The organism is Ralstonia sp. SET104, from assembly GCF_003851545.1.
In the GTDB taxonomy this organism is placed as follows: Bacteria; Pseudomonadota; Gammaproteobacteria; order Burkholderiales; family Burkholderiaceae; genus Ralstonia.
In genome coordinates, this window is record NZ_BHVX01000004.1 from 113,591 (window position 1) to 136,085 (window position 22,495).

Annotated in this window: 19 protein-coding genes, 1 other RNA gene and 1 pseudogene; 9 read left to right on the forward strand and 12 right to left on the reverse strand. The window is 60.3% G+C overall.

The genetic code is table 11. The annotated features are described in order from the left end of the window. Positions 1-78: 78 nt before the first annotated feature. The 3 genes from serC to gyrA form a co-directional block, all read right to left on the reverse strand. Complete coding sequence (gene serC / locus PSUB009319_RS06965; RefSeq protein ID WP_124381510.1) at positions 79-1,215, reverse strand: 3-phosphoserine/phosphohydroxythreonine transaminase; 1,137 nt, start codon at positions 1,213-1,215, stop codon at positions 79-81. Between the two features lie 113 nt (positions 1,216-1,328). Then, on the reverse strand, positions 1,329-1,889 hold the full coding sequence (locus PSUB009319_RS06970; RefSeq protein WP_124381511.1) for a DUF2059 domain-containing protein: 561 nt from the start codon (positions 1,887-1,889) through the stop codon (positions 1,329-1,331). A 128-nt stretch (positions 1,890-2,017) separates the two neighbouring features. Next, positions 2,018-4,687 (reverse strand): DNA gyrase subunit A, encoded by a 2,670-nt coding sequence (gene gyrA / locus PSUB009319_RS06975; RefSeq protein WP_124381672.1) that lies wholly within the window; start codon positions 4,685-4,687, stop codon positions 2,018-2,020. A 432-nt stretch (positions 4,688-5,119) separates the two neighbouring features. Here gyrA and ompA point away from each other — a divergent pair, with 432 nt between their 5' ends. Continuing rightward, positions 5,120-5,776: an outer membrane protein OmpA gene (gene ompA / locus PSUB009319_RS06980; protein WP_124381512.1), complete on the forward strand. Its 657-nt coding sequence runs from the start codon at positions 5,120-5,122 to the stop codon at positions 5,774-5,776. 173 nt (positions 5,777-5,949) lie between these two features. Here the strand turns inward: ompA and PSUB009319_RS06985 are convergent, their stop codons facing one another. Further along, positions 5,950-6,453 carry a glycine zipper 2TM domain-containing protein gene (locus PSUB009319_RS06985; RefSeq protein WP_124381513.1) on the reverse strand — a complete coding sequence of 168 codons (504 nt, stop codon included), beginning with the start codon at positions 6,451-6,453 and terminating at the stop codon, positions 5,950-5,952. A 160-nt stretch (positions 6,454-6,613) separates the two neighbouring features. Here PSUB009319_RS06985 and ubiG point away from each other — a divergent pair, with 160 nt between their 5' ends. The 4 genes from ubiG (at position 6,614) to ssrA (ending at position 12,317) form a co-directional block, all read left to right on the forward strand. Continuing rightward, complete coding sequence (gene ubiG, locus PSUB009319_RS06990) at positions 6,614-7,330, forward strand: bifunctional 2-polyprenyl-6-hydroxyphenol methylase/3-demethylubiquinol 3-O-methyltransferase UbiG (protein ID WP_124381514.1); 717 nt, start codon at positions 6,614-6,616, stop codon at positions 7,328-7,330. Continuing rightward, positions 7,327-8,016 (forward strand): HAD-IA family hydrolase, encoded by a 690-nt coding sequence (locus tag PSUB009319_RS06995; RefSeq protein WP_124381515.1) that lies wholly within the window; start codon positions 7,327-7,329, stop codon positions 8,014-8,016. Before ubiG ends, PSUB009319_RS06995 begins: the two co-directional genes overlap by 4 nt. 122 nt (positions 8,017-8,138) lie before the next feature. Then, a complete protein-coding gene (locus PSUB009319_RS07000) occupies positions 8,139-11,897 on the forward strand; it encodes a DUF748 domain-containing protein (RefSeq protein ID WP_124381516.1) in 3,759 nt (1,252 codons plus the stop codon). 32 nt (positions 11,898-11,929) lie between these two features. After that, positions 11,930-12,317: a transfer-messenger RNA gene (gene ssrA, locus PSUB009319_RS07005) on the forward strand. Positions 12,318-12,478: 161 nt separating this feature from the next. Here the strand turns inward: ssrA and PSUB009319_RS07010 are convergent. From PSUB009319_RS07010 to yghU, 3 genes and pseudogenes are all read right to left on the reverse strand, one after another. Beyond that, positions 12,479-12,814 (reverse strand): annotated as a pseudogene (locus PSUB009319_RS07010) (recombinase family protein); the annotation flags it as partial. A 455-nt stretch (positions 12,815-13,269) separates the two neighbouring features. After that, the gene (locus PSUB009319_RS07015) at positions 13,270-13,962 is read right to left on the reverse strand and encodes a glutathione S-transferase family protein (protein WP_124381518.1); all 693 of its coding nucleotides are present in this window, start codon (positions 13,960-13,962) and stop codon (positions 13,270-13,272) included. A 143-nt stretch (positions 13,963-14,105) separates the two neighbouring features. Then, the gene (yghU, locus tag PSUB009319_RS07020; RefSeq protein ID WP_124381519.1) at positions 14,106-14,993 is read right to left on the reverse strand and encodes a glutathione-dependent disulfide-bond oxidoreductase; all 888 of its coding nucleotides are present in this window, start codon (positions 14,991-14,993) and stop codon (positions 14,106-14,108) included. A 206-nt stretch (positions 14,994-15,199) separates the two neighbouring features. On the opposite strand from yghU, the gene PSUB009319_RS07025 reads away from it, so the two are divergent. The 4 genes from PSUB009319_RS07025 to PSUB009319_RS07040 all read left to right on the forward strand — a co-directional run bounded on the left by PSUB009319_RS07025 (position 15,200) and on the right by PSUB009319_RS07040 (position 19,397). Further along, the gene (locus PSUB009319_RS07025) at positions 15,200-15,772 is read left to right on the forward strand and encodes a TetR/AcrR family transcriptional regulator (protein WP_124381520.1); all 573 of its coding nucleotides are present in this window, start codon (positions 15,200-15,202) and stop codon (positions 15,770-15,772) included. Positions 15,773-15,902: 130 nt separating this feature from the next. After that, complete coding sequence (locus PSUB009319_RS07030; RefSeq protein WP_185453428.1) at positions 15,903-16,592, forward strand: haloacid dehalogenase type II; 690 nt, start codon at positions 15,903-15,905, stop codon at positions 16,590-16,592. 120 nt (positions 16,593-16,712) lie between these two features. Further along, on the forward strand, positions 16,713-17,807 hold the full coding sequence (locus PSUB009319_RS07035; protein WP_124381674.1) for an alkene reductase: 1,095 nt from the start codon (positions 16,713-16,715) through the stop codon (positions 17,805-17,807). A gap of 957 nt (positions 17,808-18,764) precedes the next feature. Continuing rightward, positions 18,765-19,397: a LysE family translocator gene (locus PSUB009319_RS07040; protein ID WP_124381521.1), complete on the forward strand. Its 633-nt coding sequence runs from the start codon at positions 18,765-18,767 to the stop codon at positions 19,395-19,397. Positions 19,398-19,480: 83 nt separating this feature from the next. Here the strand turns inward: PSUB009319_RS07040 and PSUB009319_RS07045 are convergent, their stop codons facing one another. The 5 genes from PSUB009319_RS07045 to PSUB009319_RS07065 are packed head-to-tail and all read right to left on the reverse strand — an operon-like array spanning position 19,481 to position 22,467. Beyond that, positions 19,481-19,708, reverse strand: a complete 228-nt coding sequence (locus tag PSUB009319_RS07045; RefSeq protein WP_004629370.1) for a sulfurtransferase TusA family protein — start codon at positions 19,706-19,708, stop codon at positions 19,481-19,483. Positions 19,709-19,767: 59 nt separating this feature from the next. Beyond that, positions 19,768-20,349, reverse strand: a complete 582-nt coding sequence (locus PSUB009319_RS07050) for an NUDIX hydrolase (protein WP_124381522.1) — start codon at positions 20,347-20,349, stop codon at positions 19,768-19,770. Positions 20,350-20,378: 29 nt separating this feature from the next. Next, positions 20,379-21,416 carry a low specificity L-threonine aldolase gene (locus tag PSUB009319_RS07055; RefSeq protein ID WP_124381675.1) on the reverse strand — a complete coding sequence of 346 codons (1,038 nt, stop codon included), beginning with the start codon at positions 21,414-21,416 and terminating at the stop codon, positions 20,379-20,381. 39 nt (positions 21,417-21,455) lie between these two features. Continuing rightward, positions 21,456-21,644, reverse strand: a complete 189-nt coding sequence (locus PSUB009319_RS07060) for a 4-oxalocrotonate tautomerase (RefSeq protein WP_124381523.1) — start codon at positions 21,642-21,644, stop codon at positions 21,456-21,458. Between the two features lie 28 nt (positions 21,645-21,672). Beyond that, positions 21,673-22,467: a class II aldolase/adducin family protein gene (locus tag PSUB009319_RS07065; protein WP_124381524.1), complete on the reverse strand. Its 795-nt coding sequence runs from the start codon at positions 22,465-22,467 to the stop codon at positions 21,673-21,675. Positions 22,468-22,495: the final 28 nt, after the last annotated feature.

Below are 22,495 nucleotides of genomic sequence, written 5' to 3' on the forward strand. Positions count from 1 at the left end.
CGGGTTCGGCAACGGATTGCAAATTGCCGCGCGAAGCGGGCACTTCGCGCAATGTTCTGCCGTGATTGAGGGCCAGATTTAGGCGCACGCCCGCTCAAATTCGCGCATGAAGTCGACCAGCGCCTCTACGCCTTCCAGCGGCATCGCGTTGTAGATGCTCGCCCGCATGCCGCCCACGGACTTGTGGCCCTTGAGTTGCACCAACCCGCGCTCGCGCGCCTGCGTGAGAAACGCCTCGTTGCGGGATTCGTCGTTGAGGAAGAACGGCACGTTCATGCGCGAACGGCACGTCGGGTGAATTTCATTGCGATAGAAGCTGCTGGCGTCGATAAAGTCGTACAGCATCTTCGACTTGATGATGTTGCGTGTCTCCAATGCCTCCACGCCGCCCTGGCGTTTGATCCACTGGAACACGAGGCCCGCGATATAGATCGCATAGGTGGGCGGCGTGTTGTACATCGAGCCGTTCTCGGCCACCAGACGCCAGTTGAATGCCGACGGGCACAGCGGATGTGCATGGCCCAACAGATCCTTGCGCACGATGGCAATCGTCAGGCCGGCGGGGCCAATGTTCTTTTGCGCGCCACCGTACAGGACTTGATAGCCGTTCCAATCGATCGGTCGCGAAAGGATGTGGCTCGACACATCAGCCACCACCACACGCCCATGCGCCTGACCAACATCGGGCGTTTCCTGGTATTCCACGCCGACGATGGTTTCGTTCGTGCACAGGTGCACGTAGGCGGCATCGGACGACAGTTTCCAGCTCGATACATCCGGAATCTTGTGAAAACGCTCGGCCTCGCTGGTGGCAGCAATATTCACCTCACCGTACTTGCGCGCTTCCTGCTGCGACTTGATCGACCACGTGCCGGTGACGACGTAGTCCGCCTTCGGGGCATCCGCCGACAGCCGGCGCATCAGGTTCAGCGGCACGATGGCGTTCTCGGCGATGGCGCCGCCTTGCAGGAAGAGGATTTCGTAGTTGTCCGGCACCGCCAACAGCTGACGCAGATCGCCAAAAGCCGCCGCCAGGATGCTTTCAAACTCGCGGCCGCGATGGCTCATTTCCATCACGCTCATGCCGCTGCCGTGCCAGGAGACCATCTCGTCTTTCGCCTGCTCCAGCACCTCGACCGGCAATACTGCCGGACCTGCCGAAAAGTTGTACACGCGCGCCTGGCTGGCTTGAAGAGCTCGATCCGCTTGGTTCATGGGGCGAAGGACAAAAGAAAAATGGCTGTCTGGGCGCAAACCCAAACAGCCATTATCTACCAACTGGCGGCGCGACGGGGATTGCGCCCCGATCGCCCGCCTATGCCGGTCAATTACTTCGAAGCGGCGGCAACTTCCTTGTCAGCCATGTCACGCATCTTCTTGCCGACTTGCGGGCCGTACTTCTGCATCACGTTGCCCCACACTTCCTGCATGGCCTTGCCTTGGTTAGCCATGAACTTCTGGCCGCTCGGCGTCTTCAGGAAGGCGGTCAGGTCTTTGATTTCCTGAGCCGAGTAATACTTGCCCAGCGAATCGTAGTGGGCTTGCAGAGCGTCCTTGCGGAAGGCTTCCGTGTCGAAATCCTTGCCCGCGCCGTCGGTCATACGCTGCACAGCGCCGTTTTTCTTCAGCTTGTCGACAGCGGCCTGCTTTTGCTTGTCGTTCAGAGTCTTGTTCTCGACCAGCGCCTGCTCCAGCACCAGCGGAGCTTCCTGCTTAGCGCCGTTGGCCAGCACTTCGCCCTGACCCTTGATGGCTGCGTCGACATTCATCGTCGTCAGCAAGTCCTTGATGGCAGCCGTCTTGTCGGCGTCGCCAGCCTGCGCGAACGCGAACAGCGGAGCGAAACCAGCCACCACGATCAGATGTTTGAGTTTGAGACTCTTGTGCATTGTTGCTCCCTTGAGATAAGCGTTGCGTTTAGGCCGGGCGTGTGACGCAAAAGTTCCAAGCCCTTGCCGCGCACAGGTCCGGCATCATGACAGAACTGCGCCTAGCGGCAAGCAAAAGATGTTTCTAATTATGTCTCGCTGCTGTCATTCGGCTGTGCATCGGCATCCGGCGCGGCATCCGCTGCATCAGCGCCATCAATACCATCCGCACCTTCAGCGTCCGACTCCATCACACGTTGCAGCCCAGACAATTTGTTGCCCTCACCCACCGAGATGAGCGTGACACCCTGCGTGGCACGACCCATTTCACGGATCTCATCCACACGCGTGCGAATCAGCACGCCGCCCGTCGTGATCAGCATGATTTCATCCTCCGGCGCCACCAGCGCGGCAGCCACCACCTTGCCGTTACGCTCGGAGGTCTGGATGGCAATCATGCCCTTCGTGCCGCGGCCGTGACGGGTGTATTCAGAGATCGGCGTGCGCTTGCCATAGCCATTTTCGGTGGCGGTCAGCACGCTACCCGCCCCTGCCTGGGCCCCTTCACCCTCGGTTTCGGCAGGCGCCACCAGCATCGCGATGACCTGCTGGCTTTCCTCGAGGTTCATCCCACGGACACCACGTGCCTGACGGCCCATCGGGCGCACGTCATTCTCATCAAAACGCACAGCCTTGCCAGCATCCGAGAACAACATCACGTCATGCTTGCCATCGGTAATATCGGCACCGATCAGGAAATCGCCCTCATCCAGATCCACGGCGATGATGCCCGCCTTACGCGGGTTGGAGAACTCGGTAAGCGCCGTCTTCTTAACCGTGCCCTTCGAGGTGGCCATGAACACGAAGTGCTGTTCGTCAAACTGCTTGACCGGCAGGATCACGTTGATCTTCTCGCCCGGCGACAGCGGGAACATATTGACGATCGGTCGCCCGCGCGAGTTGCGGCTGCCCTGCGGCACCTCCCACACCTTCAGCCAGTACAGGCGCCCGCGGTTCGAGAAGCACAAGATGTAATCGTGCGTGTTGGCGACAAATAGCGTGTCGATCCAATCGTCTTCCTTCGTTGCAGCAGCTTGTTTGCCACGGCCGCCCCGCTTCTGCGCACGATACTCAGAAATCGGCTGACTCTTCATATAGCCGCTGTGGGACAGTGTCACCACCAGATCTTGCGGCGTAATGAGGTCTTCTGTATCCAACTCGGTCGCATTGTGCTCGATCTGCGAGCGACGCTCATCGCCGAATTCAGCGCGGATAGTAGTAAGTTCTTCGACGATGATGGCGGTAATGCGCTCAGGGCGCGCCAGGATATCCAGCAGGTCGGCGATCTGCGCCATCACCTCGCGGTATTCCTGAACAATCTTGTCCTGCTCCAGCCCGGTGAGGCGTTGCAGGCGCATCTGCAGAATTTCCTGCGCTTGCGTGTCCGACAGCTTATAGAGACCATCATCCTGCATACCGAATGCAGGCAGCAAACCTTCCGGACGATATGCTGCACCGCCACCGGAGGTTTCGCTTTCTGCACGGACGAGCATGTCACGCACCAGGCCCGAATCCCAGCTGCGGCTCATCAATTCGGCCTTGGCAACCGGCGGAGTCGGCGCGGCTTTAATGATCGCGATGAACTCGTCGATATTGGCAAGCGCAACAGCCAAGCCTTCCAGGATATGGCCGCGCTCGCGCGCCTTGCGCAGATCAAAGACCGTGCGACGCGTCACCACCTCGCGGCGGTGCAGCAGGAAGCACTCCAGCATCTGGCGCAGATTCAGCAGGCGGGGCTGGCCATCAACCAGCGCCACCATGTTCATGCCAAACGTGTCCTGCAGCTGCGTATTCTTATAGAGGTTGTTAAGTACAACCTCCGGCACCTCGCCGCGTTTGAGTTCGATCACCACGCGCATGCCGGACTTGTCCGACTCGTCGCGAATGTCGGAAATGCCTTCGACGCGCTTTTCCGTCACGAGCTCGGCAATACGCTCAAGCAGCGTGCGCTTGTTAACTTGATAGGGCAGCTCGTCGACGATGATCGCTTGGCGCTGGCCGCGATCGATATCCTCGAAGTGCGTTTTAGCGCGCATTACCACGCGGCCGCGACCGGTGCGGTAGCCCTCGCGCACACCCGAGATGCCATAAATGATGCCAGCCGTCGGGAAATCCGGCGCCGGAATCAGTTCGATCAGCTCGTCGACCGTCGCTTCCGGATTGCGCAGCAAGTGCAGGCAGCCATCGACGACTTCATTCAAGTTGTGCGGAGGAATGTTCGTCGCCATACCCACTGCAATTCCGGACGAACCGTTGATCAGCAGGTTGGGAATGCGTGCCGGCAAAACGGACGGCTCAGTCTCAGAACCGTCGTAGTTCGGCTCGAAATTGACCGTTTCCTTATCAAGATCAGCCAGCAGTTCGTGGGCGATCTTCGACAGGCGGATTTCGGTGTAACGCATCGCCGCAGCGTTGTCGCCGTCGACCGAGCCGAAGTTACCTTGGCCATCGACCAGCATGTAGCGCAGCGAGAAGTTCTGCGCCATCCGCACGATGGTGTCGTATACAGCAGTGTCGCCGTGGGGGTGATATTTACCGATCACATCCCCGACAATACGGGCGGACTTCTTATAAGGGCGATTCCAGTCGTTGTTCAGCTCGTGCATCGAGTACAGCGCACGACGATGCACCGGTTTGAGACCATCCCGCACATCTGGAAGGGCGCGGCCTACGATCACGCTCATCGCGTAAGCGAGGTACGAACTGCGCATTTCTTCTTCGAGCGATACCGGGAGTGTCTCTTTGGCGAATTGATCCATTGGGCGAACGGTGGGAGGTCCCGTAGTGAGCACAGTGATGCGCACGACAGGACGCTGCGGTTGCGCGAATAACAGAACATTTTACCATGCCGCAAGCCCCCTCCCCTCATACGCGCGAGCGACGCATCATCAACCCCGGGCACGTTCCCTGCGAGCGGGGGCAAAACCGGCGACCCAGTCCCCATAAGGGTTTGCGAGCCATTTCCTGCCTTGTTGCGTACACACCACAAGGCCGTGGCGCCCCGTTCGAATCGCTTATATTTGCTTTTTAGGAGTGCGTGCTTGTGGCACAATCCCCCAGCGAAGAGGCAGACATTGTTCGAAGTGGAGCCTTCACCACACCGAGAATGTTATACTCCGAAGAATGTATGACTTGTTTTCGTCCCATCTGCTCGCAGTCTTCTGCGGTGATCTCATCCTGAGAGGAGAAATATGAAAAAATTTGCCAAGCTCGCGTTCGCTGCAGCTGCGGTAGCCATGGCTGCGTCCGCTTACGCTCAGTCGGTGCCCTACGAAAAGAAGGCCGTCAACGACAACTGGGGTAACGGCACGAGCGAGTGGGTCTGGAAGAACGGCACGAACGAACTGTGCTGGCGCAATGGCTTCTGGACGCCGGCAACCGCCAATGCTCAGTGCGACGGCGCTCTGGCTCCGGCAGCTGCTTCGACGGCTGCTCCGGCTGCTCCGGCTGCTCCGGTTGTGTCGAGCGAAAAGGTTACGTTCGCTGCTGACACCCTGTTCGACTTCGACAAGGCTGTGCTGAAGCCGGAAGGCAAGGCCAAGCTGGACGATCTGGTCTCGAAGCTGAAGGGCATCAACCTGGAAGTCGTGATCGCCGTTGGCCACACCGACTCGTTCGGCTCGGACAAGTACAACGACCGCCTGTCGGTTCGTCGTGCTGAAGCCGTCAAGGGCTACCTGGTCAGCAAGGGCATCGAAGCCAACCGTGTTTACACGGAAGGCAAGGGCAAGCGCCAGCTGAAGGTTGATCCGAAGTCGTGCAAGGGCGCTCGCAAGGCACAAATCGCCTGCCAGCAACCGAACCGCCGCGTGGACGTCGAAGTCGTCGGCACCCGCAAGGCTCAGTAATTCGGTTCACACCGGGAAAAAGCCCAGCGAAAGCTGGGCTTTTTTTGTTTGTGCGTCAGTGGGTCGCCCGTCGATTCGCTGGCTGCCGGGCAACAAAAAAAAACGATGACGCCAGCGCGCCATCGTTTTTTTATTCAGAGCATTCGCCCCTTTCTTTCGCCTATCGTCGCCTCTTAGTAAGACGGCGTCGCCTGATCGTTCGCAACCATCGCGCGATCACCCACGCGCAGATTGTTCGGATTACGCTGCGTAACGGTCGCTACGCGGCCATCATCCAAGCGCACGCTGATGCGGTAGACGGTTTGGCCGCCTGCGCCGGCACGCTGCTCGACCTGGTTGCCCGCATAGGCGCCCAGTGCCGCGCCGCCAATGGTTGCCACGGTATTGCCCGTACCGCCGCCGACCTGGTGGCCGAGGATGCCGCCCGCAACACCGCCGATGATCGTACCCAGAATGCCTGGACTGTTCGCCGGGGCCTGCATCGGCTGGATCGATTCGACTCGACCATACAACGCGCCCGTTTGCTGTGGCTGGCCGCCATAAGCCGGTTGCTGGCCATAGGCAGGCTGTTGCGCATACCCACCGTTATAGCCACCGCCGTAACCCGGCGCTGCGCAGCCAGTCAGCACCGTCAAGCCCGCAACACCCAGTCCCGCCAGAATTTGTTTGGATTTCATTGACCTCTCCTTGAGCGAAGGTGACAGTTGGAGGAAACGCATGCGCGTTTGTTCACCTTTGTTTCAATGTGAAACCTTTTTGCACACCATGTGATTTGGTCAGGGCGACGCTTTTTGGTACATTTCCTCACCTAGCCGATACACCCAGGCGCAGTGCAACATGACGACCACTCACGCGAACGCCGATCCCGGCGAACTCGAAAAATTCAGCGAACTCGCCCACCGCTGGTGGGACCCTAACAGCGAGTTCAAACCTCTGCATGAAATCAATCCACTGCGCCTTGACTGGATTCAGTCGATCGCGCCGTTGGCCGGCAAACGCGTTGTCGATGTCGGCTGCGGCGGCGGCATCCTTTCAGAGAGCATGGCGCGTGCCGGGGCCAACGTCAAAGGCATCGATCTGTCACGCAAAGCATTGCGCGTTGCTGATCTGCATGGCCTGGAAGCGGGCGTTACCGTCGATTACGAGGAGATCGCCGCAGAAGCGCTGGCCGCACGTGAACCCGGCAGCTTTGACGTGGTGACTTGCATGGAGATGCTCGAACATGTGCCCGATCCTGAATCGGTTGTGCGCGCTTGCGCGACGCTGGTGAAGCCGGGCGGCCACGTGTTCTTTTCGACCATCCATCGCAATGCCAAGGCGTATCTGCTGGCAGTCATTGGGGCCGAGTACGTATTGAACATGCTGCCGCGCGGCACGCATGATTATGCCAAGTTCATTCGCCCGTCGGAGCTGAGTACATTCGTGCGCGGGGCGGGACTCCAGGCGCAGCAGATGCGTGGGCTGGAGTACAACCCGATCACGGGCCGCTACGCCCTCACGCAAGACACCAGCGTCAACTATCTGATGGCCACACGCCGTCCGGCCGAAGCATGATGGGGAGCCGGTTTCCCGATCCGCTGGGCGCGATACTGTTCGACCTGGACGGCACGCTGGCGGACACGGCACCCGATCTGGCCGCCGCAGCCAACAAGGTGCGCACCGACCGCGGCCTCAAGCCGGTGGACTATGAAGCGCTGCGCCCCGTTGCCTCGCATGGCGCACGCGGGCTGATTGGTGTGGCCTTTGGCGTGGGGCCTGGGGATGCGGAATTCGAATCGCTGCGGCTGGCGTTCCTCGCCAACTATGAAGCGGAAATCTGCGTGCGTACGCAGTTGTTTCCGGGCATGACTGATGTACTGGCCGAACTCGGCCGTGCAGGTATTCCTTGGGGGATCGTCACCAACAAGTCGGGCCGGCTAACGGTGCCCCTGGTGGCACAGTTGCCGTTTCCGGTGCCGCCGGCCTGCGTTGTTGCCGGTGACACCACGCCGCACGCCAAACCCCACCCTGCCCCGCTGTTGCATGCGGCCGAATCGATCGGCGTCGAGGCACGGCAGATCGTCTACGTGGGCGATGACTTGCGCGACATCGAGGCCGGCCGCGCTGCCGGCATGCCTACCATTGCGGCCAGTTACGGCTATTGTGGTAATGGGCTGTCGCCGACGGAATGGCGCGCCGATGCGCTCATCGCCAGCGCAGCCGAGTTGATTCCGCTGCTGCTCGAATCGCAACGCGCTTGACACCGATGCCCGGGTAAATGCCCGGGCCCCGCACCTTTTTTCAGGGCCGCCGCCTCCCACATGGGACGTGGCGGTCGATTGACTGACGAAGTACGCCACGCCGTGGCCGGACCGACACCAGCATGAGCACCTCCCCCGACTCGCGCCCTGACCTGCAATCGAATCCCACCAGCTGGCGTGCGCGGCTGGATCGCGTACGCGGCTCGGCCGGTTGGCAACGCGCCGCACAGGTCGGCACCTCCCGGCGCACCAAGCGCATCGGGGTCGGCGTGCTCATCTTCCTCGTGGTGTTCGGCCTGCTGGGTGCGTTCGGCGGTCCGCCATTGCTGCGCCACTTGGCGCAAACGCAGCTTAGCAAGCTGCTGGAACGGCCGGTTTCGGTCGGCAAAATCAGCATCAATCCGTACACGCTGCGGCTTGATGTGGACCAACTCCACATTGCCGAGCGCGATGGCAAGGCGCCGTTCGTCGATGTCGGCCATCTGCATGTGAATGCGTCGTGGAGTTCGATCTTCCGCCGCGCGCCCGTCATTGAAGACATCAGCGTGGACGCACCGCATGTGCGTATCGTGCGCACTGCCGAGCAACGCTTCAACTTCTCCGACATTGTCGACAAGCTGAGCCGGCCCGAGAACCCGCCCAAGCCCAAGTCGGATGAGCCCGCACGTTTTGTCTTCGCCAACCTGCAGTTGACCAACGGCGCAATCGACTTTGTCGATCAGCCGCTCGGCGCACAGCACAAGGTGGATGGCTTGCAGATCGGCGTGCCTTTTCTGGCCAGCCTGCCGGCCGACGTGAACATCTTTGTACAACCGCTGCTGGCCGCGCGCATTGATGGCACGCCGCTGCACTTCGCTGGCAAGACCAAGCCGTTTGCCGATTCGCTGGAATCGAACCTGAACATCAAGATCGACGGGCTCGATCTGCCCCGCTATCTCGGTTATGTGCCCGGGCCGCTGCCGGTGGCGGTGCCGCAGGGCAAGCTGACGACCGACCTGACGATCGATTTCCAGAAACCCAAGAGCAGCGCGCCGGTGCTGCGCTTGCACGGCACCGCCGGGCTCGACAACCTGGAAGTGACCGATGCCAGGAAGACGCCGCTGGTGGTCGCCAAACAGGTGCGCGCAACGCTCAGCGACGTGCGTCCGCTCGATAACGTGTTCCACCTCGATACGCTGACGCTCGACGGCGTGCGTGTCGATGCCTCGCGCAGCGCAGACGGTGCGGTCAACTTCGCGCAGCTTGGCAGCAAGCCCGCACAGGCGAAGCCCGCCGAGCCGGCACCTGCCCCGGCAGCAAAACCGAAGCCGCTGGACGTGGCCATCGCCAAGCTGCAACTGGCCAACAGCACCGTCCACTGGCGTGATGCGACCACACAGCCTGCTGCTGACCTGACGCTGGAAGACCTCCACGGCGACATTGGCGTGCGCACACTGGGCGGTCCGACCACGCTCGACATTGGTGCCAAGCTGGCGCAAGGCGGCACGCTCAATGTCAAGGGGAACACGTCGCTGGAGAAGAACACTGGCGAACTGGAACTGAAGCTGGATGGCGTGAAGCTGGCCGGTATCGGCCCATACCTGCGCCAGGCGGGCGCGCCGCAATTGCAGAATGGTGCGCTGTCGGCCGAGGGCAAGGTCGCGCTCGACTTCGGGCCGGACAAGTTCAACGTACGTGCGCAGCCGCTGACGGTCAGCCTGGCAGACCTGTCGCTGGCACCTGCCACGGGCAAGGACACGGCGCTGCGCGCCAAGCTGCTGCGCGCAGATGTGAAGACCTTCGACCTGGCGGCACGCACCATCGCACTGAACGAAGTCCGTGCCGACGGCTTGCAGATCGACGCACTGCGCAAGAAAGATGGCACAACCACGCTGACGCTGCTCGATGGGGCACAACCGGCGGCCGGCAAATCGGCGGCGTCCGCCAAATCCAACGCAAAATCCGGCACAAAGTCGAACGCCCCGGCCGAAAAAGCCTGGGCCGTGACCGTACAGACACTGAAACTCGACAACAGCGCTGTCGGCTTTGAAGACCAATCGAACTCGCGCCCGGTGAAGGTGCGCGTCGAGCCGCTGAACGTGGTCGTGCAGAACGCATCGAACGATCTCGGCAAGCCCGTCAACGTGCAGATCGGCGCGGGGCTGGGTGCCAAGGGCAAACTCGATGTGCGCGGCGAAGTTGTGCCGCAGCCGCTGAAGGCCGACCTGCGCGTGAATTCGCAAAACCTTTCACTGGCGGGCCTGGATCCGTACCTGGACAAATCGCTGAATGCGGCGATTACGAGCGCGCTGCTGTCGATGGATGGGCGCCTCGTGCTCAAGCAGGGCAAGGCGCTGACGGTCAACTACCAAGGCAACGCAACGCTGGGCAATGTGCGCCTGCAAGACCGCGTGAGTTCGGACGACTTCCTGCGCTGGCGCTCGCTCTCACTCAACCGCATCCAGGCGAATTACGATGGCAGCACGCCGCACGTGCGCGTGGGCGCGGTCGCACTGTCGTCGTTCTATGCGCGGGTCATCATCAACCCGAACGGGCGCCTGAACCTGCAGGACATCCGCGTGCAGTCGGATGAGGAGCGCCGCTCGCTCACGCAGAGCGAACCTGCATCGGGCGCGTCGGCGCCGGTGGCGGCTTCGGCTCCGGTTGCAGCCCCGGCATCGGCTGTGACGGCTACAGCGCCTACGCCCAAGGCCGGCGGCGCAGACTTGCGTGTCGACGCCATCACGCTGCAGGACGGCAACATCCGCTTTACCGACAACTTCGTCAAACCGAACTACACCGCCAACCTGACTGCCATTGGCGGCACGGTCGGCACCATTAGCACGGCCGCCAATCAGACGCCCGCCGACGTCACGCTACGCGGCAGTGTCGACGGCACCGCACCGATAGACATCCACGGCAAAATCAACCCGCTCGCGCCCACGGCCTTCGTGGATCTGACGGCCAAAGCCGACGGGGTTGAGCTGACCAACCTGACGCCCTACTCCGCCAAGTACGCCGGCTACCCGATCATCAAGGGCAAGCTGACGATGGACCTGCACTACCTGCTCGACGGCGGCAAGCTGACGGCCGACAACCACATCTTCATCGACCAGCTCACTTTTGGCGATCGCGTGGAGAGCAAGGATGCGACCAACCTGCCTGTGCGACTGGCGGTGTCGCTGCTCAAGAATTCGCGCGGAGAAATCGACGTGCGCGTGCCGGTGTCGGGTTCGCTGAGCGACCCCCAGTTCAGCATCGGCGGCGTGATCCTGCGCGCGTTCGTCAACCTGATTGCGCGCGCGGTGACGGCACCGTTCTCGCTGCTGGCCAGCGCCTTTGGCGGCAGCGGCGGCGAGGAACTCGGCTACATCGAATTCGACCCCGGCACGTCGACCATCAGCCAGGCATCGATCGCCAAGATGGACAAGCTGGCCACCGCGCTCAAGGACCGCCCGGGGCTGAAGGTCGACATCGTCGGTCGCGTCGATCCGGAATTCGACCGCGACGGCCTGCGCCGTGAAGCCGTGAACCGCCAGATCCGCGAGCAAAAACTGAAGGACGCCGGCGACGCTGCTGAAGCCGACACCACCGTCAAGCCGGAAGAGGAGAATAAGTACCTTGAACGCGCCTACAAGGCCGCCAAGTTCCCGAAGCCGCGCAACGTGATCGGCCTGACAAAATCGCTGCCGCCTGAAGAGATGCGCAAGCTGATGGAGACCAACATACAGGTGACGGAAGCCGATCTGCGCGAACTGGCCCAGCGCCGCGCCAACGCCGTGCATGTGGCGCTGGCCGAACGCGTGGAACCGGGGCGTCTCTTCGTGGTGGCCCCCAAGCTCAACGCAGAAGGCATCAAGGACAAGGGCAAGACCACAAGGGTTGATTTCGCGCTGAAATAGCCCATCTGTGGGATAATTGAGACTCTTCTACTGGGGCCGACCTGGTTTCGACGTGGGTTGCAAAGCAGTAGCGGGCATACCGAGGACCCGTCACCTCGTTAATCAATGGGAACGCAATAATTGCTACCTTTAGCAAAAACGAAGCTGCGAACGATTCGTCGTTCGCTCTTGCCGCTTAATAACCGGTAACTTCCCTCGTACTAGCTTGCCGATAGGCTAGAGGCCGCAAGGCCACGCGAGGTCATCAATATCGGACCGCTCCCGGAGATCGCCACGGATCCGGGTGCTAAATCCAGTGGATCGCCGTCGCGCAGCGTGTTCGTCCGCGTCGTTACGGTTAAATCAAACGACTGAACTAAGTATGTAGAACGCTCTGTGGAGGGCTTGCGGACGCGGGTTCGATTCCCGCCGGCTCCACCAATATCGAAACCCCAACCCCTCCCGGTTGGGGTTTTTTCTTGCCTGATCGCGCCAGTTCGGCACATTCCGCTCTCTCCAGGTCATTCTTCTCTCCGGCCTGGCTCCACGCCAAGCGCCCGAAGTCTGCAAAGCCCGCCAGCGACTCCATTACAGATCAACAAGTTACGCGCGGACGATATTAGCCCCTTGTCGATCGGCTTGCCGTCGCAGGTCTTACCGTCCTGCGTGGTCCACGCCTTGGAGGTCACGCCGTCCAGCTTCAGCAACTTGAACAGCGTCCGGGAACCGAGTTCGACGAAACGCTGGAAGATGTGACGGATGAGCTTGGCCTCCGGTCGTTTGGCACCAGCCGCCGGTTCTCGACGTCGTAGCCGGGCGGCGATCTTCTCGCGGATGCGCTCGCCGGTGACCTCGCGCTCGAACTGGGCGAAGGACAGCAGGATGCTCAACATCAACCGTCCCATCGAGGTGGTGGTGTTGAACTGCTGGGTGGCTGCGTGTGTGCGGAGAAGAAGATGACCTACGACTACGTCGGTCCCAAACGCCGCGAGGCGCGTCTTAGAATCGCGCATCTCGTCGCGCGCGTTGGCTTCACTGCAAGCGGCGAGTCTCGGCCAAAGGCAACAGCTTCCTGAATGTCGATGGTCGCAACCTGGTGGTGTACCCAACGAAGACGGGGCGCTTTGGCTACAAGTTTGCCGACAGGTTCGGCGCGAAGACTTACCCGACGGCTTGCGAGGCCAAGCTAGCACTGTTTGACGACTTCTGGGGCGGCGTCCCAGGACAACGACCAGCTTTGGGTGACGGACTGAACAAGAACACGATCCCAACACCTAAGCTCGACTTGCGCCTCGGTGTCGCACGTCAACGCCGCTCACATGGTCCGCGAAAATCACAACCGTTTTCGACGGATGCCAATCGTTCCCCGTTGGCAGCTTTTGTGTGTAACCGATCAGGACGCAGCGCCCAGACGCACGTTTTGCGGAAACAGCACGCGGCGGGCCTCGTCATCCATCTCGGTTTTGAAAGCGTGCTGCGCCTTTAGGGCTTCGGCGCGCTGGGCGGCGGGCCGTGCGTTGATTTCATCAAGCAGACGCTTCACATTGGGGAGGCTGCCCCACGCTTCGGCGCCAAGGATAAAAGGCACGGCGCGGGCCCAGCCCCACACCGCCATGTCGACGAGACTGTAGCGGTCACCCACCATGTAGGAATGCTTGGCGAGTTGTGCGTCGATCAGGCGCCAGTGGCGCTGCGCTTCGAAGTCGTAACGGTTCACTGCATAGGCCTTCGGTTCTGGCGCGAAGTGCTTAAAGTGCACAGCTTGGCCTGAATATGGGCCGATCCCCGTGGCCACGAACATCAGCCACGACAGCATCTGCGCACGATGCTCGGGTTTGTTCTCCGGCAGAAATTTGCCGGTTTTCTCGGCTAGGTACAGCAGGATGGCATTGCTGTCGAACACCACAACCTCGCCGTCCACCAAGGCCGGCGTCTTGGCATTCGGGTTGATGGCGGTGTAGGCGGGCTCGTGCTGCTCGCCCTTGCGGGTGTCTACTGGCACCAATTCATAAGGCAGGCCTGCTTCTTCCAGGAAGAGGGCCACCTTGGCCGGGTTAGGGGATGGGTGGTAATAGAATTTGATCATGACGAGCCTCTAAAAACGGGGTGGAAAATGGTGAGTAGCGAACTTAGCGAGAATTCAGATGGTGGCATTGCCCTTGTGCAACGCGGCTTTTTCAGCAGGCAGTGCGGACAGAGCACGGTCGGTGGCGCTGTCGCCACGCGCAATTACGGCCTGCCGTCGGCGGAAGTGGTCACCTTGTCTTGGGTGCGAGTATCGAAATCGCTGGCGTCGTGGCGTTCGAGCAACTGGCTGGATGGCTCACCCCAGGCGCGGTTGACCTTGCGCCCGCGCTGGACGGCCGGACGCAGTGCAATTTCGTTCGACCAGCGCAGGACATGCTTGTACTCGTGCACGCTGAGGAACTCGCCAGCTTCGTAAAGCTGGCCCTTGACCAGGACACCGTACCAAGGCCACACCGCCATGTCGGCGATGGTGTAGGTGTCGCCGGTCAGGAAACGGTGCTCGGCCAGTTGGCGGTCCAACACATCAAGCTGGCGCTTGACTTCCATGGCGTAGCGGTTAATCGGGTACTCGAACTTTGCGGGCGCGTAGGCATAAAAGTGGCCAAAGCCACCACCCAGAAAGGGTGCGCTGCCCATCTGCCAAAAAAGCCACGACAAGCATTCAGCCCGCGCCGCGCCACTGGCGGGCAAGAAAGCACCAAACTTCTCGGCCAGGTACTGCAGGATAGCGCCGGACTCAAATATCCGTACCGGTGTTTCACCGCTGTGATCCATCAAGGCCGGGATCTTGGAATTAGGGTTGACTCCCACAAATCCACTGCCGAACTGGTCGCCATCATTGATCCGAATGAGCCAAGCGTCGTATTCAGCGCCACCGTGCCCCAGGGCCAGCAGCTCTTCCAGCATGACCGTCACCTTGACCCCGTTGGGCGTGGCCAGCGAATACAGCTGTAGCGGGTGGCGTCCCACTGGCAAGTCCTTGTCGTGCGTGGCACCAGCAACAGGCCGGTTGATGCTGGCAAACTGGCCGCCGCTTTCCTGATCCCAGATCCAGACCTTGGGCGGAATGTATTCGCTTGCATCGCTCATGATGTGACCTTGATAACGTCGCGCTGTCGCTGGCGCGGGATTTGTTTCGGGGTAGCTGAAAAATCATTCCGAACATTTGGTCTTCCCTGAGATGAACAGCGCACTCTCAAGGAAGGCGAAGTGCCTGATTCCCGCACCGTCTAAACGGGCATGATAGCAACATTCTGGTACAATCGGTCCAGAATTTATTGCAAGGTACGCTGCTCATGGCTCGACATCTGGAATTTGATCGCACGGAAGTTATTGCTCGGGCAGTCGACGCGTTCTGGCGGTTCGGCTATGACCCCTTGTCTGCCATGGAAATTGCCGAAGCAATGGGCGTTGCAAAGTCTTCGCTGTACAACACGTTTGGCTCGAAACGAGATCTTTTCCTCGAATCGGTTGACCATTACGCCAACAGTCAGCGTTCGAAGCTCGTCGCGCGCGCTGGTAGCGAGAATGCAGGGGGGCTGCTGCGCGAGATATTGCTGGAGGTGGTCTCCGGCAATAACGCGGGACGAGGCTGTTTACTGGTGAACACGGCCGCCGAATTCGGAGCGCGTGATGGCGAAGTTTGTCAACACGTCAAAGCTGGTTTCAACGGGATGATGGACGCATTCGCAAACCTGATTCGCGCGGGCCAGGAAGCTGGGCAGTTTAAATCCGGCGTGAACCCCCATCAGTATGCCGTCATTCTCGTTACCGCCATTTCGGGTCTGCGCGTTCTTGCAAAAGGGGGATGTTCAGCCGATGAACTCAATCCCGTTATTGAAAACATATTAGCTGGATTAATGGAGTAATTTTCTCTATTTTTTACCGAAATTTCCACAAATATTTTTCAAAAATTGATCAGTCGCCTGCACGGTAAAGATTGGCTCCAAAACAGCCGCGCGGCCGATCTATCGTTGATTTTCGCCATTGGATTCAACAATGAATCAATCGAGAAAGCACGAGCGCGTGATCGTCTTTGATGTGAATGAAACGCTGCTGGATATCGAAACACTGAACCCGTTTTTCGAACGCGCCTTTGGCGATGCGCGTGTCACGCGACAGTGGTTTGCAGAACTGATTCTTTACTCTCAGGCACTTACTTTGAGCGGCAGTTACTCGCCTTTTGGTCAACTCGCGGTGGCCGTACTTAAGATGATTGCGGAGATAAAAAACGTTTCGCTGACGGCAAACGATCTCGATGACTTCAAGGACCATATGGGCAGGCTACCTGCCCACAAAGATGCCGCGCCCGCTTTGGAAATCCTCAAGAGTTCAGGATTCCGTCTGGTGACCTTGACGAACTCAGCATCCGAGGCTGGCCAGGCAGTTCTTCAGAAGGCAGGGCTTTCCCACTATTTTGAGAAGCAATTCTCGGTTGATGCAGTCAAGCGCTTTAAACCTGCCCCAGAGACTTACAGCAGCGTGGCCTCGGCGCTGGGCACCGACGCGGGCTCGTTGCGATTGGTTGCGGCCCATACCTGGGACACGCTAGGGGCGATGGCAGCCGGGTGGAAGGCCGCACTCCTAACCCGACCAGGGAACGCGCCCTTGCCCGTTGGCGACCAGCCTGACATCGTCGAGAAGGACTTGCTGGCAATTGCGCACCGAATCCTCAGCATAGATCACTGAGCGAAGCGGGGCTTCAGCCTGCTTCGACCTCTGGAAGACCGTCGTATCGCGTTTCCGCCTCAAGAGACTCTTTTCTTGGCCAACGCAACGAATCCCGATTCATTCGTCACCTTGATCAATATGAAACCAACACAAAACCCATCAAAACTCTTTGCGCCGGCCGTTCTTGGTTCCGTGCCACTTCAAAACCGTATCGTGATGGCGCCGTTAACGCGCAGTCGTGCCGCAAACGGCAACGTACCGCATGAACTTAACGTCCGTTATTATGCGCAACGCGCCTCTGCTGGCTTGATTATCTCGGAAGCAACCCAGATCAGTCCGCAAGGTCAAGGTTATCCAAAGACGCCTGGAATTCACAGTGATCCGCAAATTGACGGGTGGCGCCTGGTGACGAATGCAGTCCATGAGCGCGGCGGGAAGATTTTTCTTCAACTGTGGCATGTCGGGCGTATCTCGCATCCCCTGACGTTGGAAATAGCCGATCTCCCGGTGGCGCCTTCTGCGATCAAGCCTGCTGGCGAGATTTACACTGACCAAGGGATGCAGCCATTCGTGACGCCACGCGCACTCGCCACGAACGAAATTCCTGCGTTGATTGAAGACTTTCGCCGCGCTGCCGCCAATGCGAAAGAGGCGGGCTTCGACGGCGTCGAAATTCACGCCGCGAACGGCTACTTGATTGATCAGTTCCTCCGTGACGGCACCAACAAGCGTGACGACGCCTATGGTGGCTCGGTGGAAAACCGCGCGCGTCTTTTGCGCGAAGTGACAGAGGCGATCCTGTCCGTCTGGGAGCCCGGTCAAGTCGGAGTTCGCATCTCGCCGACAAATCCGTTCAACGATATTGCCGACTCCAGTCCGCAATCCACCTTTGAAACGGTGGTCGAGCAACTGAACCAATATGGCCTGGGCTACCTTCACGTGGTTGAAGACCGCACGGACGGCTTCGACTATCAAAAGCTCCGGCACATCTTCAATGGCGCCTACATGGCCAATGGCGGCTATGAGCGTGACAGCGCGATTGACGCAATTGAGAGTGAACAAGCTGATTTTATTGCCTTCGGCAAGCTTTTCATCGCTAATCCCGACCTTCCCGAGCGTCTGCGTCTGAACGCGGGATTTAATCCGGCGCGCGAGGAATCGTTCTACGCCGGCGGTGCCGAGGGCTACGATGATTACCCGTCCTTGGATACAGCGAAGGAAAATACCAATTAATAAAAAAACGGAGCCGGCTGTTGAAACACAATTCGCACAAAAATGGCGAGATTGGAATAGCCAATATCCTCTGGCGAAGTTGCGGACGCGGATCTGATTCCGCAAATGGAATCGAACTGCCCCAGCTTTGAAGTGCAGGATTGATGCCGACAGCGGGTCGAAGTTGATACGATAAGGCCCGTTGGGGACTGGATTTCGCGCCTTTCCGCAGAAGTTCAAAGCGGTTGTAACGCGCTGAGTTGCATAGGTTTGGCGCAGGGTTCCGCTCCACCACCAGTTTTTGATCCAAAGCAGTACAAGAAAGTCCAGGAAGCCCCGTAGATTAAAGGTCTGCGGGGTTTTTTGTTTCCGCCGCAGTCTATATCGCCCAACGCAATCCGGAGGTACTTGGGGGTACATCCGGGGTACTGCGTCCTCGTTTCTAATGCGTCACGCGCCAGCACCGGCGCTCTTTCCTATCGTCGTCACGCCGCGCCTCGCCCTCAGGGCTGCATGCAGCGTGACGCACACGTTCATATCGACCCTCGCTGCCTCTAATTGCAGGGCTCGTTGGGCCGATTCGCAAATCGACCTCTTTTTGTTTCTGCCTCCGCGGTCGTCCGCCGGTACGGCAGAACAAAACAAAAAATCCGCGGCGCTTTCTCTGGCACGGGTTTTTGATTGCTCAACCGAGGTACGCGTTATCTGCCGATGTTCACGTTGAGGACGAGGCCGCTCGGTTGCACAAGGTGCCGGCACTTGTCGCTTGCGCTCTGGCTGGCGCGGACGTGGGGGCGATTGCGCGGTTGCCGGTGGTCACGTCCTCGCGGCTGAATCGGAACACCGCAACAGGTGCCCCCGCCATCGCAGGACCAATACAGAATCAGCGAAATTTATGATTTTCTGTACCTGTCGGCGTCGGCAGGACGGGTGCTAGCCTGCAAACTCTTCTTTCTCTTGCCAGCCCCCGAGCCCGCCATGCCTACGCTGACCAACCTGCTCACCTTTGCCCTGGTCGCGCTCGGCATGGTGCTGACGCCCGGCCCGAACATGATCTATTTGATCTCGCGTTCGATCTGCCAGGGGCGCAATGCGGGGCTGGTATCGCTTGCGGGCATCGCTACGGGCTTCGTTTTCTACATGCTGTGTGCGGCATTTGGCATTACGGCACTGCTGATGGCGGTGCCGTTTGCCTACGATGCACTGCGCTTTGGCGGGGCGATTTATCTGCTGTATCTCGCTTGGCAGGCTGTGCGACCGGGTGGCCGCGCGCCGTTCCAGGTGCGCGAGCTGCCGGTTGACAGCCCGCGCAAGCTCTACACGATGGGCCTGCTGACCAGCATGCTCAATCCGAAGGTGGCGGTGCTCTATCTCTCGCTGCTGCCGCAGTTCATTGAGCCGGCGCACGGGAGCGTGCTGGTGCAGTCGGTGTGCCTGGGTATTACGCAGATCTGCGTAAGCGTGACAGTCAACTCGATGATTGCCGCCACAGCCGGTAGCATCGCCGCGTTTCTCTCACGCAAGCCGAGTTGGCTGTCGGTCCAGCGTTATCTGATGGGGACAGTGCTGACGAGCTTGGCGCTGCGCATGGCGATGGAGGCGCGCAAGTAAGGCGCCAACATCGCTCTAAACGACCGCGGGGCGATCCGGCAAGCTGCCCGGATCGCCCCGCAGTGTTTTTGCGCGCTGCAAATCTAGCGGCGGCGCATGTAGAACGTAAAGACCTTGTCGTGCTCGCTGTGCTCCAGCAGCTCATTGCCGGTCTGCTTGGCAAACGCCTGGAAGTCGCGCGTGGCGCCCGGGTCGGTAGCGAGAATCTTGAGCACGTCGCCGCTTTGCATGTCGGCAAGCGCCTTCTTTGTACGCAGGATGGGCAGCGGGCAGTTCAGGCCGCGTGCGTCGATTTCCTTCTGGAACTCCATGTCTTCCTCTGGTTTGCGAGCGAGCAGCGTGCGGTGGGTCTAACGGCGGCTCGCGTAAGTCATTCCGCCATTGTAACGAGCCGCGTGGGCTGCCATTGTCTCGGCGGCGGCTCTGCGGGCTCGCCGGTGCGGATGTCGATATAGCTGACAGGCAGACCGCGCGCGGTCAAAAAATCCGCCACCGCATAACCGGTGCCAGCAGTCCACGGACGCACCTTCTCGAACGGCTTCAGGCGGTATTCGACCAGTTCTTCCGACAACGCGATCTCGCCATCGGCGACAACGTGGTACGCGATGATCAGCTCGTTCTTGCGGATGAACTCGTACACGCCAATCAACGAGATCGACTGCGCGTCGAGGTTCGTCTCTTCCTTCAGTTCGCGCGCGATGCCCTCTTCGGGTGTCTCATCGCGCTCCATGAAGCCGGTGACGAGCGCGAACATGCCCTCCGGCCACAACGCATTGCGCGCCAGGAACATCTGTCCGCGATATTCGACCAACGCCGCCAGCACCGGCAGCGGATTGTTCCAGTGAACGAAGCCGCAGTCCGGCGCGGGGCATGCGATACGCAAGCGGCCGGCGGTGTGCTGCTCGACGAGCGGCGTGGCGCATTGCGGGCAGAAGCGGTAGTCGAAACTCATGGCAGTGAGATGAGCGGGTTGGGGATGAATCAGACGGCTTGTTCGCAAGCGAGGCGAATGTCGGCAGCGAAGGCTTCCACCGTTTCGGGCTGCACATCCCACGAGCACATCAGGCGGCAACCGCCCGCGCCGATGAATGTGTAGAACTTCCAGCCGCGTGCGTGCAGCGCTTCGATGGCAGGCAGCGGCAGCTCGGCGAACACAGCGTTCGATTCGGTCGAGAACATGATGCGCACGCCCGGCACGTCGACGATGCGCGAATGCAGCAACTGCGCCATCGCGTTGCCGTGGCGCGCGTTGCGCAGCCAAACGTCGTTCTCCAGCAGGCCCAGCCACGGTGCAGAGATGAAGCGCATCTTCGAGGCCAGTTGCCCGGCCTGCTTGACGCGATACGCAAAATCCTCGGCAAGGCGACGGTCGAAGAAGACAACCGCCTCGCCCACCGGCAGGCCATTCTTCGTGCCACCAAAACACAGCACGTCCACGCCCGCGCGCCAGGTGATTTCCGACGGATGCACGCCGAGCGACGCCACCGCGTTGGCAAAGCGCGCGCCGTCCATGTGCACGCGCAATTGGCGGCGCTTAGCGATGGCCGCAATGGCGCGCACTTCTTCCACGGTGTAGACCGTACCCACTTCCGTCGATTGCGTGAGCGAAACGACTTTGGGCTTCGGGTAGTGGATATCGGAGCGGCGCGTAACCAGAGCCTCCATCGCATCGGGCGTGAGCTTGCCGTTTTCACCCTTGGCGGTCAGCAACTTGGAGCCGTTGGAGAAAAACTCGGGGCCGCCACACTCGTCCGTCTCGATATGCGCCAGCTCGTGGCAGATCACGGAGTGATACGACTGGCACAGCGCTGACAGTGCCAGCGAATTGGCCGCCGTACCGTTGAAGACGAAGAAGACTTCGCAGTCGGTCTCGAACAGATCGCGGATTCGGTCGCACACGCGCTGCGTCCAGGAGTCATCGCCGTAAGCGGGCTCGTGGCCGCTGCCGTTGGCTTCCAGGAAGTACTTCAGCGATTCGGGGCAGAAGCCCGCGTAGTTGTCAGAGGCGAAGTGTTGCATCGGCTGCATGGCGGACCTGCACAGAGATGGAAGAAGGGCTTACTTCTGTTCAGACCAGAGCACGCCGCCGGTGGCCCAGTTCTCGCGCTTGATGTCGGCAATGATGATGTCGACCGAGCCCGGCGCACAGCCCAGGGTCTCGCAGGTGACGCGCGTCACCTCTTCGACCAACTTCTTTTTCTGTTCAACGGTGCGGCCTTCAAACATTTCAATATGGAAAGTCGGCATGGTGTCTCCGGTGTCAGGTGTTCGCGCATTAGTCGCGATATGAAGCGTCAATTTTATCCAGTTTGCGCAGCAGGGCTGGCCACTCCATCACGCCTTCAATGGCGCCGCCGTCTTCCAGTTGCTCTGCAGCGCGGTCGGCCACTTGCGGTGCGGGCGCGACGACCCCGTCGCCGGTTATGCCCGTCAGCGCTTGGATCTGGATTTCGCACGCCTTGATTAGCGTGGCCATCAGCACGTGGGCTTCCGCCACGGTGCGCCCAATGGTGAGCGTGCCGTGGTTGCGCAGCAGCATGGCAAACGACGGCCCCAGGGATGTGGTCAGGCGCGCGCCCTCTTCAGGTGTAAAGGCCAACCCTTCGTAATCGTGATACGCAATGCGCTTGTGAAAGCGCAGCGCGTGCTGCGACAGAGGCAGCAGCCCGTGCTTCTGCGCAGACACAGCAATGCCCGCCGTGTTGTGCAGGTGGATCACGCAATGCGCATCGGGCCGCGCAGCGTGCACGGCGGCATGCAGCGCAAACCCCGTCACGTTGACCAACGGGCGCGTGGCCGCATCAGGCCAATCGCCCACGAGCTGGCCGGCGCGGTTGATCTTGACCAGGTTGGACGCGGTGATCTCATCAAACGACAAACCAAACGCGTTGATGAGGAAGTGGTCGGGCTCGCCCGGCACGGTGGCCGAAAGGTGGGTGTAGATCAGGTCATCCCAGCCGTTGAGCGCGGCCAGGCGATAGGCGGCTGCCAGGTCGATACGCACGGCGCGCTCGGCCTCGCTGATCTCGCCCCCGGGCACGACGGCGCCGGGGCGCAGGGCAAAAGACATGGGGCTCCTCCAATGGAGGAGGCATTCT

Coding starts and splice junctions, on each gene's coding strand:
- serC (WP_124381510.1), bottom strand. CDS start 1,215: ATGAACCAAGCGGATCGAGCTCTTCAAGCCAGCCAGGCGCGCGTGTAC.
- PSUB009319_RS06970 (WP_124381511.1), bottom strand. CDS start 1,889: ATGCACAAGAGTCTCAAACTCAAACATCTGATCGTGGTGGCTGGTTTC.
- gyrA (WP_124381672.1), bottom strand. CDS start 4,687: ATGGATCAATTCGCCAAAGAGACACTCCCGGTATCGCTCGAAGAAGAA.
- ompA (WP_124381512.1), top strand. CDS start 5,120: ATGAAAAAATTTGCCAAGCTCGCGTTCGCTGCAGCTGCGGTAGCCATG.
- PSUB009319_RS06985 (WP_124381513.1), bottom strand. CDS start 6,453: ATGAAATCCAAACAAATTCTGGCGGGACTGGGTGTTGCGGGCTTGACG.
- ubiG (WP_124381514.1), top strand. CDS start 6,614: ATGACGACCACTCACGCGAACGCCGATCCCGGCGAACTCGAAAAATTC.
- PSUB009319_RS06995 (WP_124381515.1), top strand. CDS start 7,327: ATGATGGGGAGCCGGTTTCCCGATCCGCTGGGCGCGATACTGTTCGAC.
- PSUB009319_RS07000 (WP_124381516.1), top strand. CDS start 8,139: ATGAGCACCTCCCCCGACTCGCGCCCTGACCTGCAATCGAATCCCACC.
- PSUB009319_RS07015 (WP_124381518.1), bottom strand. CDS start 13,962: ATGATCAAATTCTATTACCACCCATCCCCTAACCCGGCCAAGGTGGCC.
- yghU (WP_124381519.1), bottom strand. CDS start 14,993: ATGAGCGATGCAAGCGAATACATTCCGCCCAAGGTCTGGATCTGGGAT.
- PSUB009319_RS07025 (WP_124381520.1), top strand. CDS start 15,200: ATGGCTCGACATCTGGAATTTGATCGCACGGAAGTTATTGCTCGGGCA.
- PSUB009319_RS07030 (WP_185453428.1), top strand. CDS start 15,903: ATGAATCAATCGAGAAAGCACGAGCGCGTGATCGTCTTTGATGTGAAT.
- PSUB009319_RS07035 (WP_124381674.1), top strand. CDS start 16,713: ATGAAACCAACACAAAACCCATCAAAACTCTTTGCGCCGGCCGTTCTT.
- PSUB009319_RS07040 (WP_124381521.1), top strand. CDS start 18,765: ATGCCTACGCTGACCAACCTGCTCACCTTTGCCCTGGTCGCGCTCGGC.
- PSUB009319_RS07045 (WP_004629370.1), bottom strand. CDS start 19,708: ATGGAGTTCCAGAAGGAAATCGACGCACGCGGCCTGAACTGCCCGCTG.
- PSUB009319_RS07050 (WP_124381522.1), bottom strand. CDS start 20,349: ATGAGTTTCGACTACCGCTTCTGCCCGCAATGCGCCACGCCGCTCGTC.
- PSUB009319_RS07055 (WP_124381675.1), bottom strand. CDS start 21,416: ATGCAACACTTCGCCTCTGACAACTACGCGGGCTTCTGCCCCGAATCG.
- PSUB009319_RS07060 (WP_124381523.1), bottom strand. CDS start 21,644: ATGCCGACTTTCCATATTGAAATGTTTGAAGGCCGCACCGTTGAACAG.
- PSUB009319_RS07065 (WP_124381524.1), bottom strand. CDS start 22,467: ATGTCTTTTGCCCTGCGCCCCGGCGCCGTCGTGCCCGGGGGCGAGATC.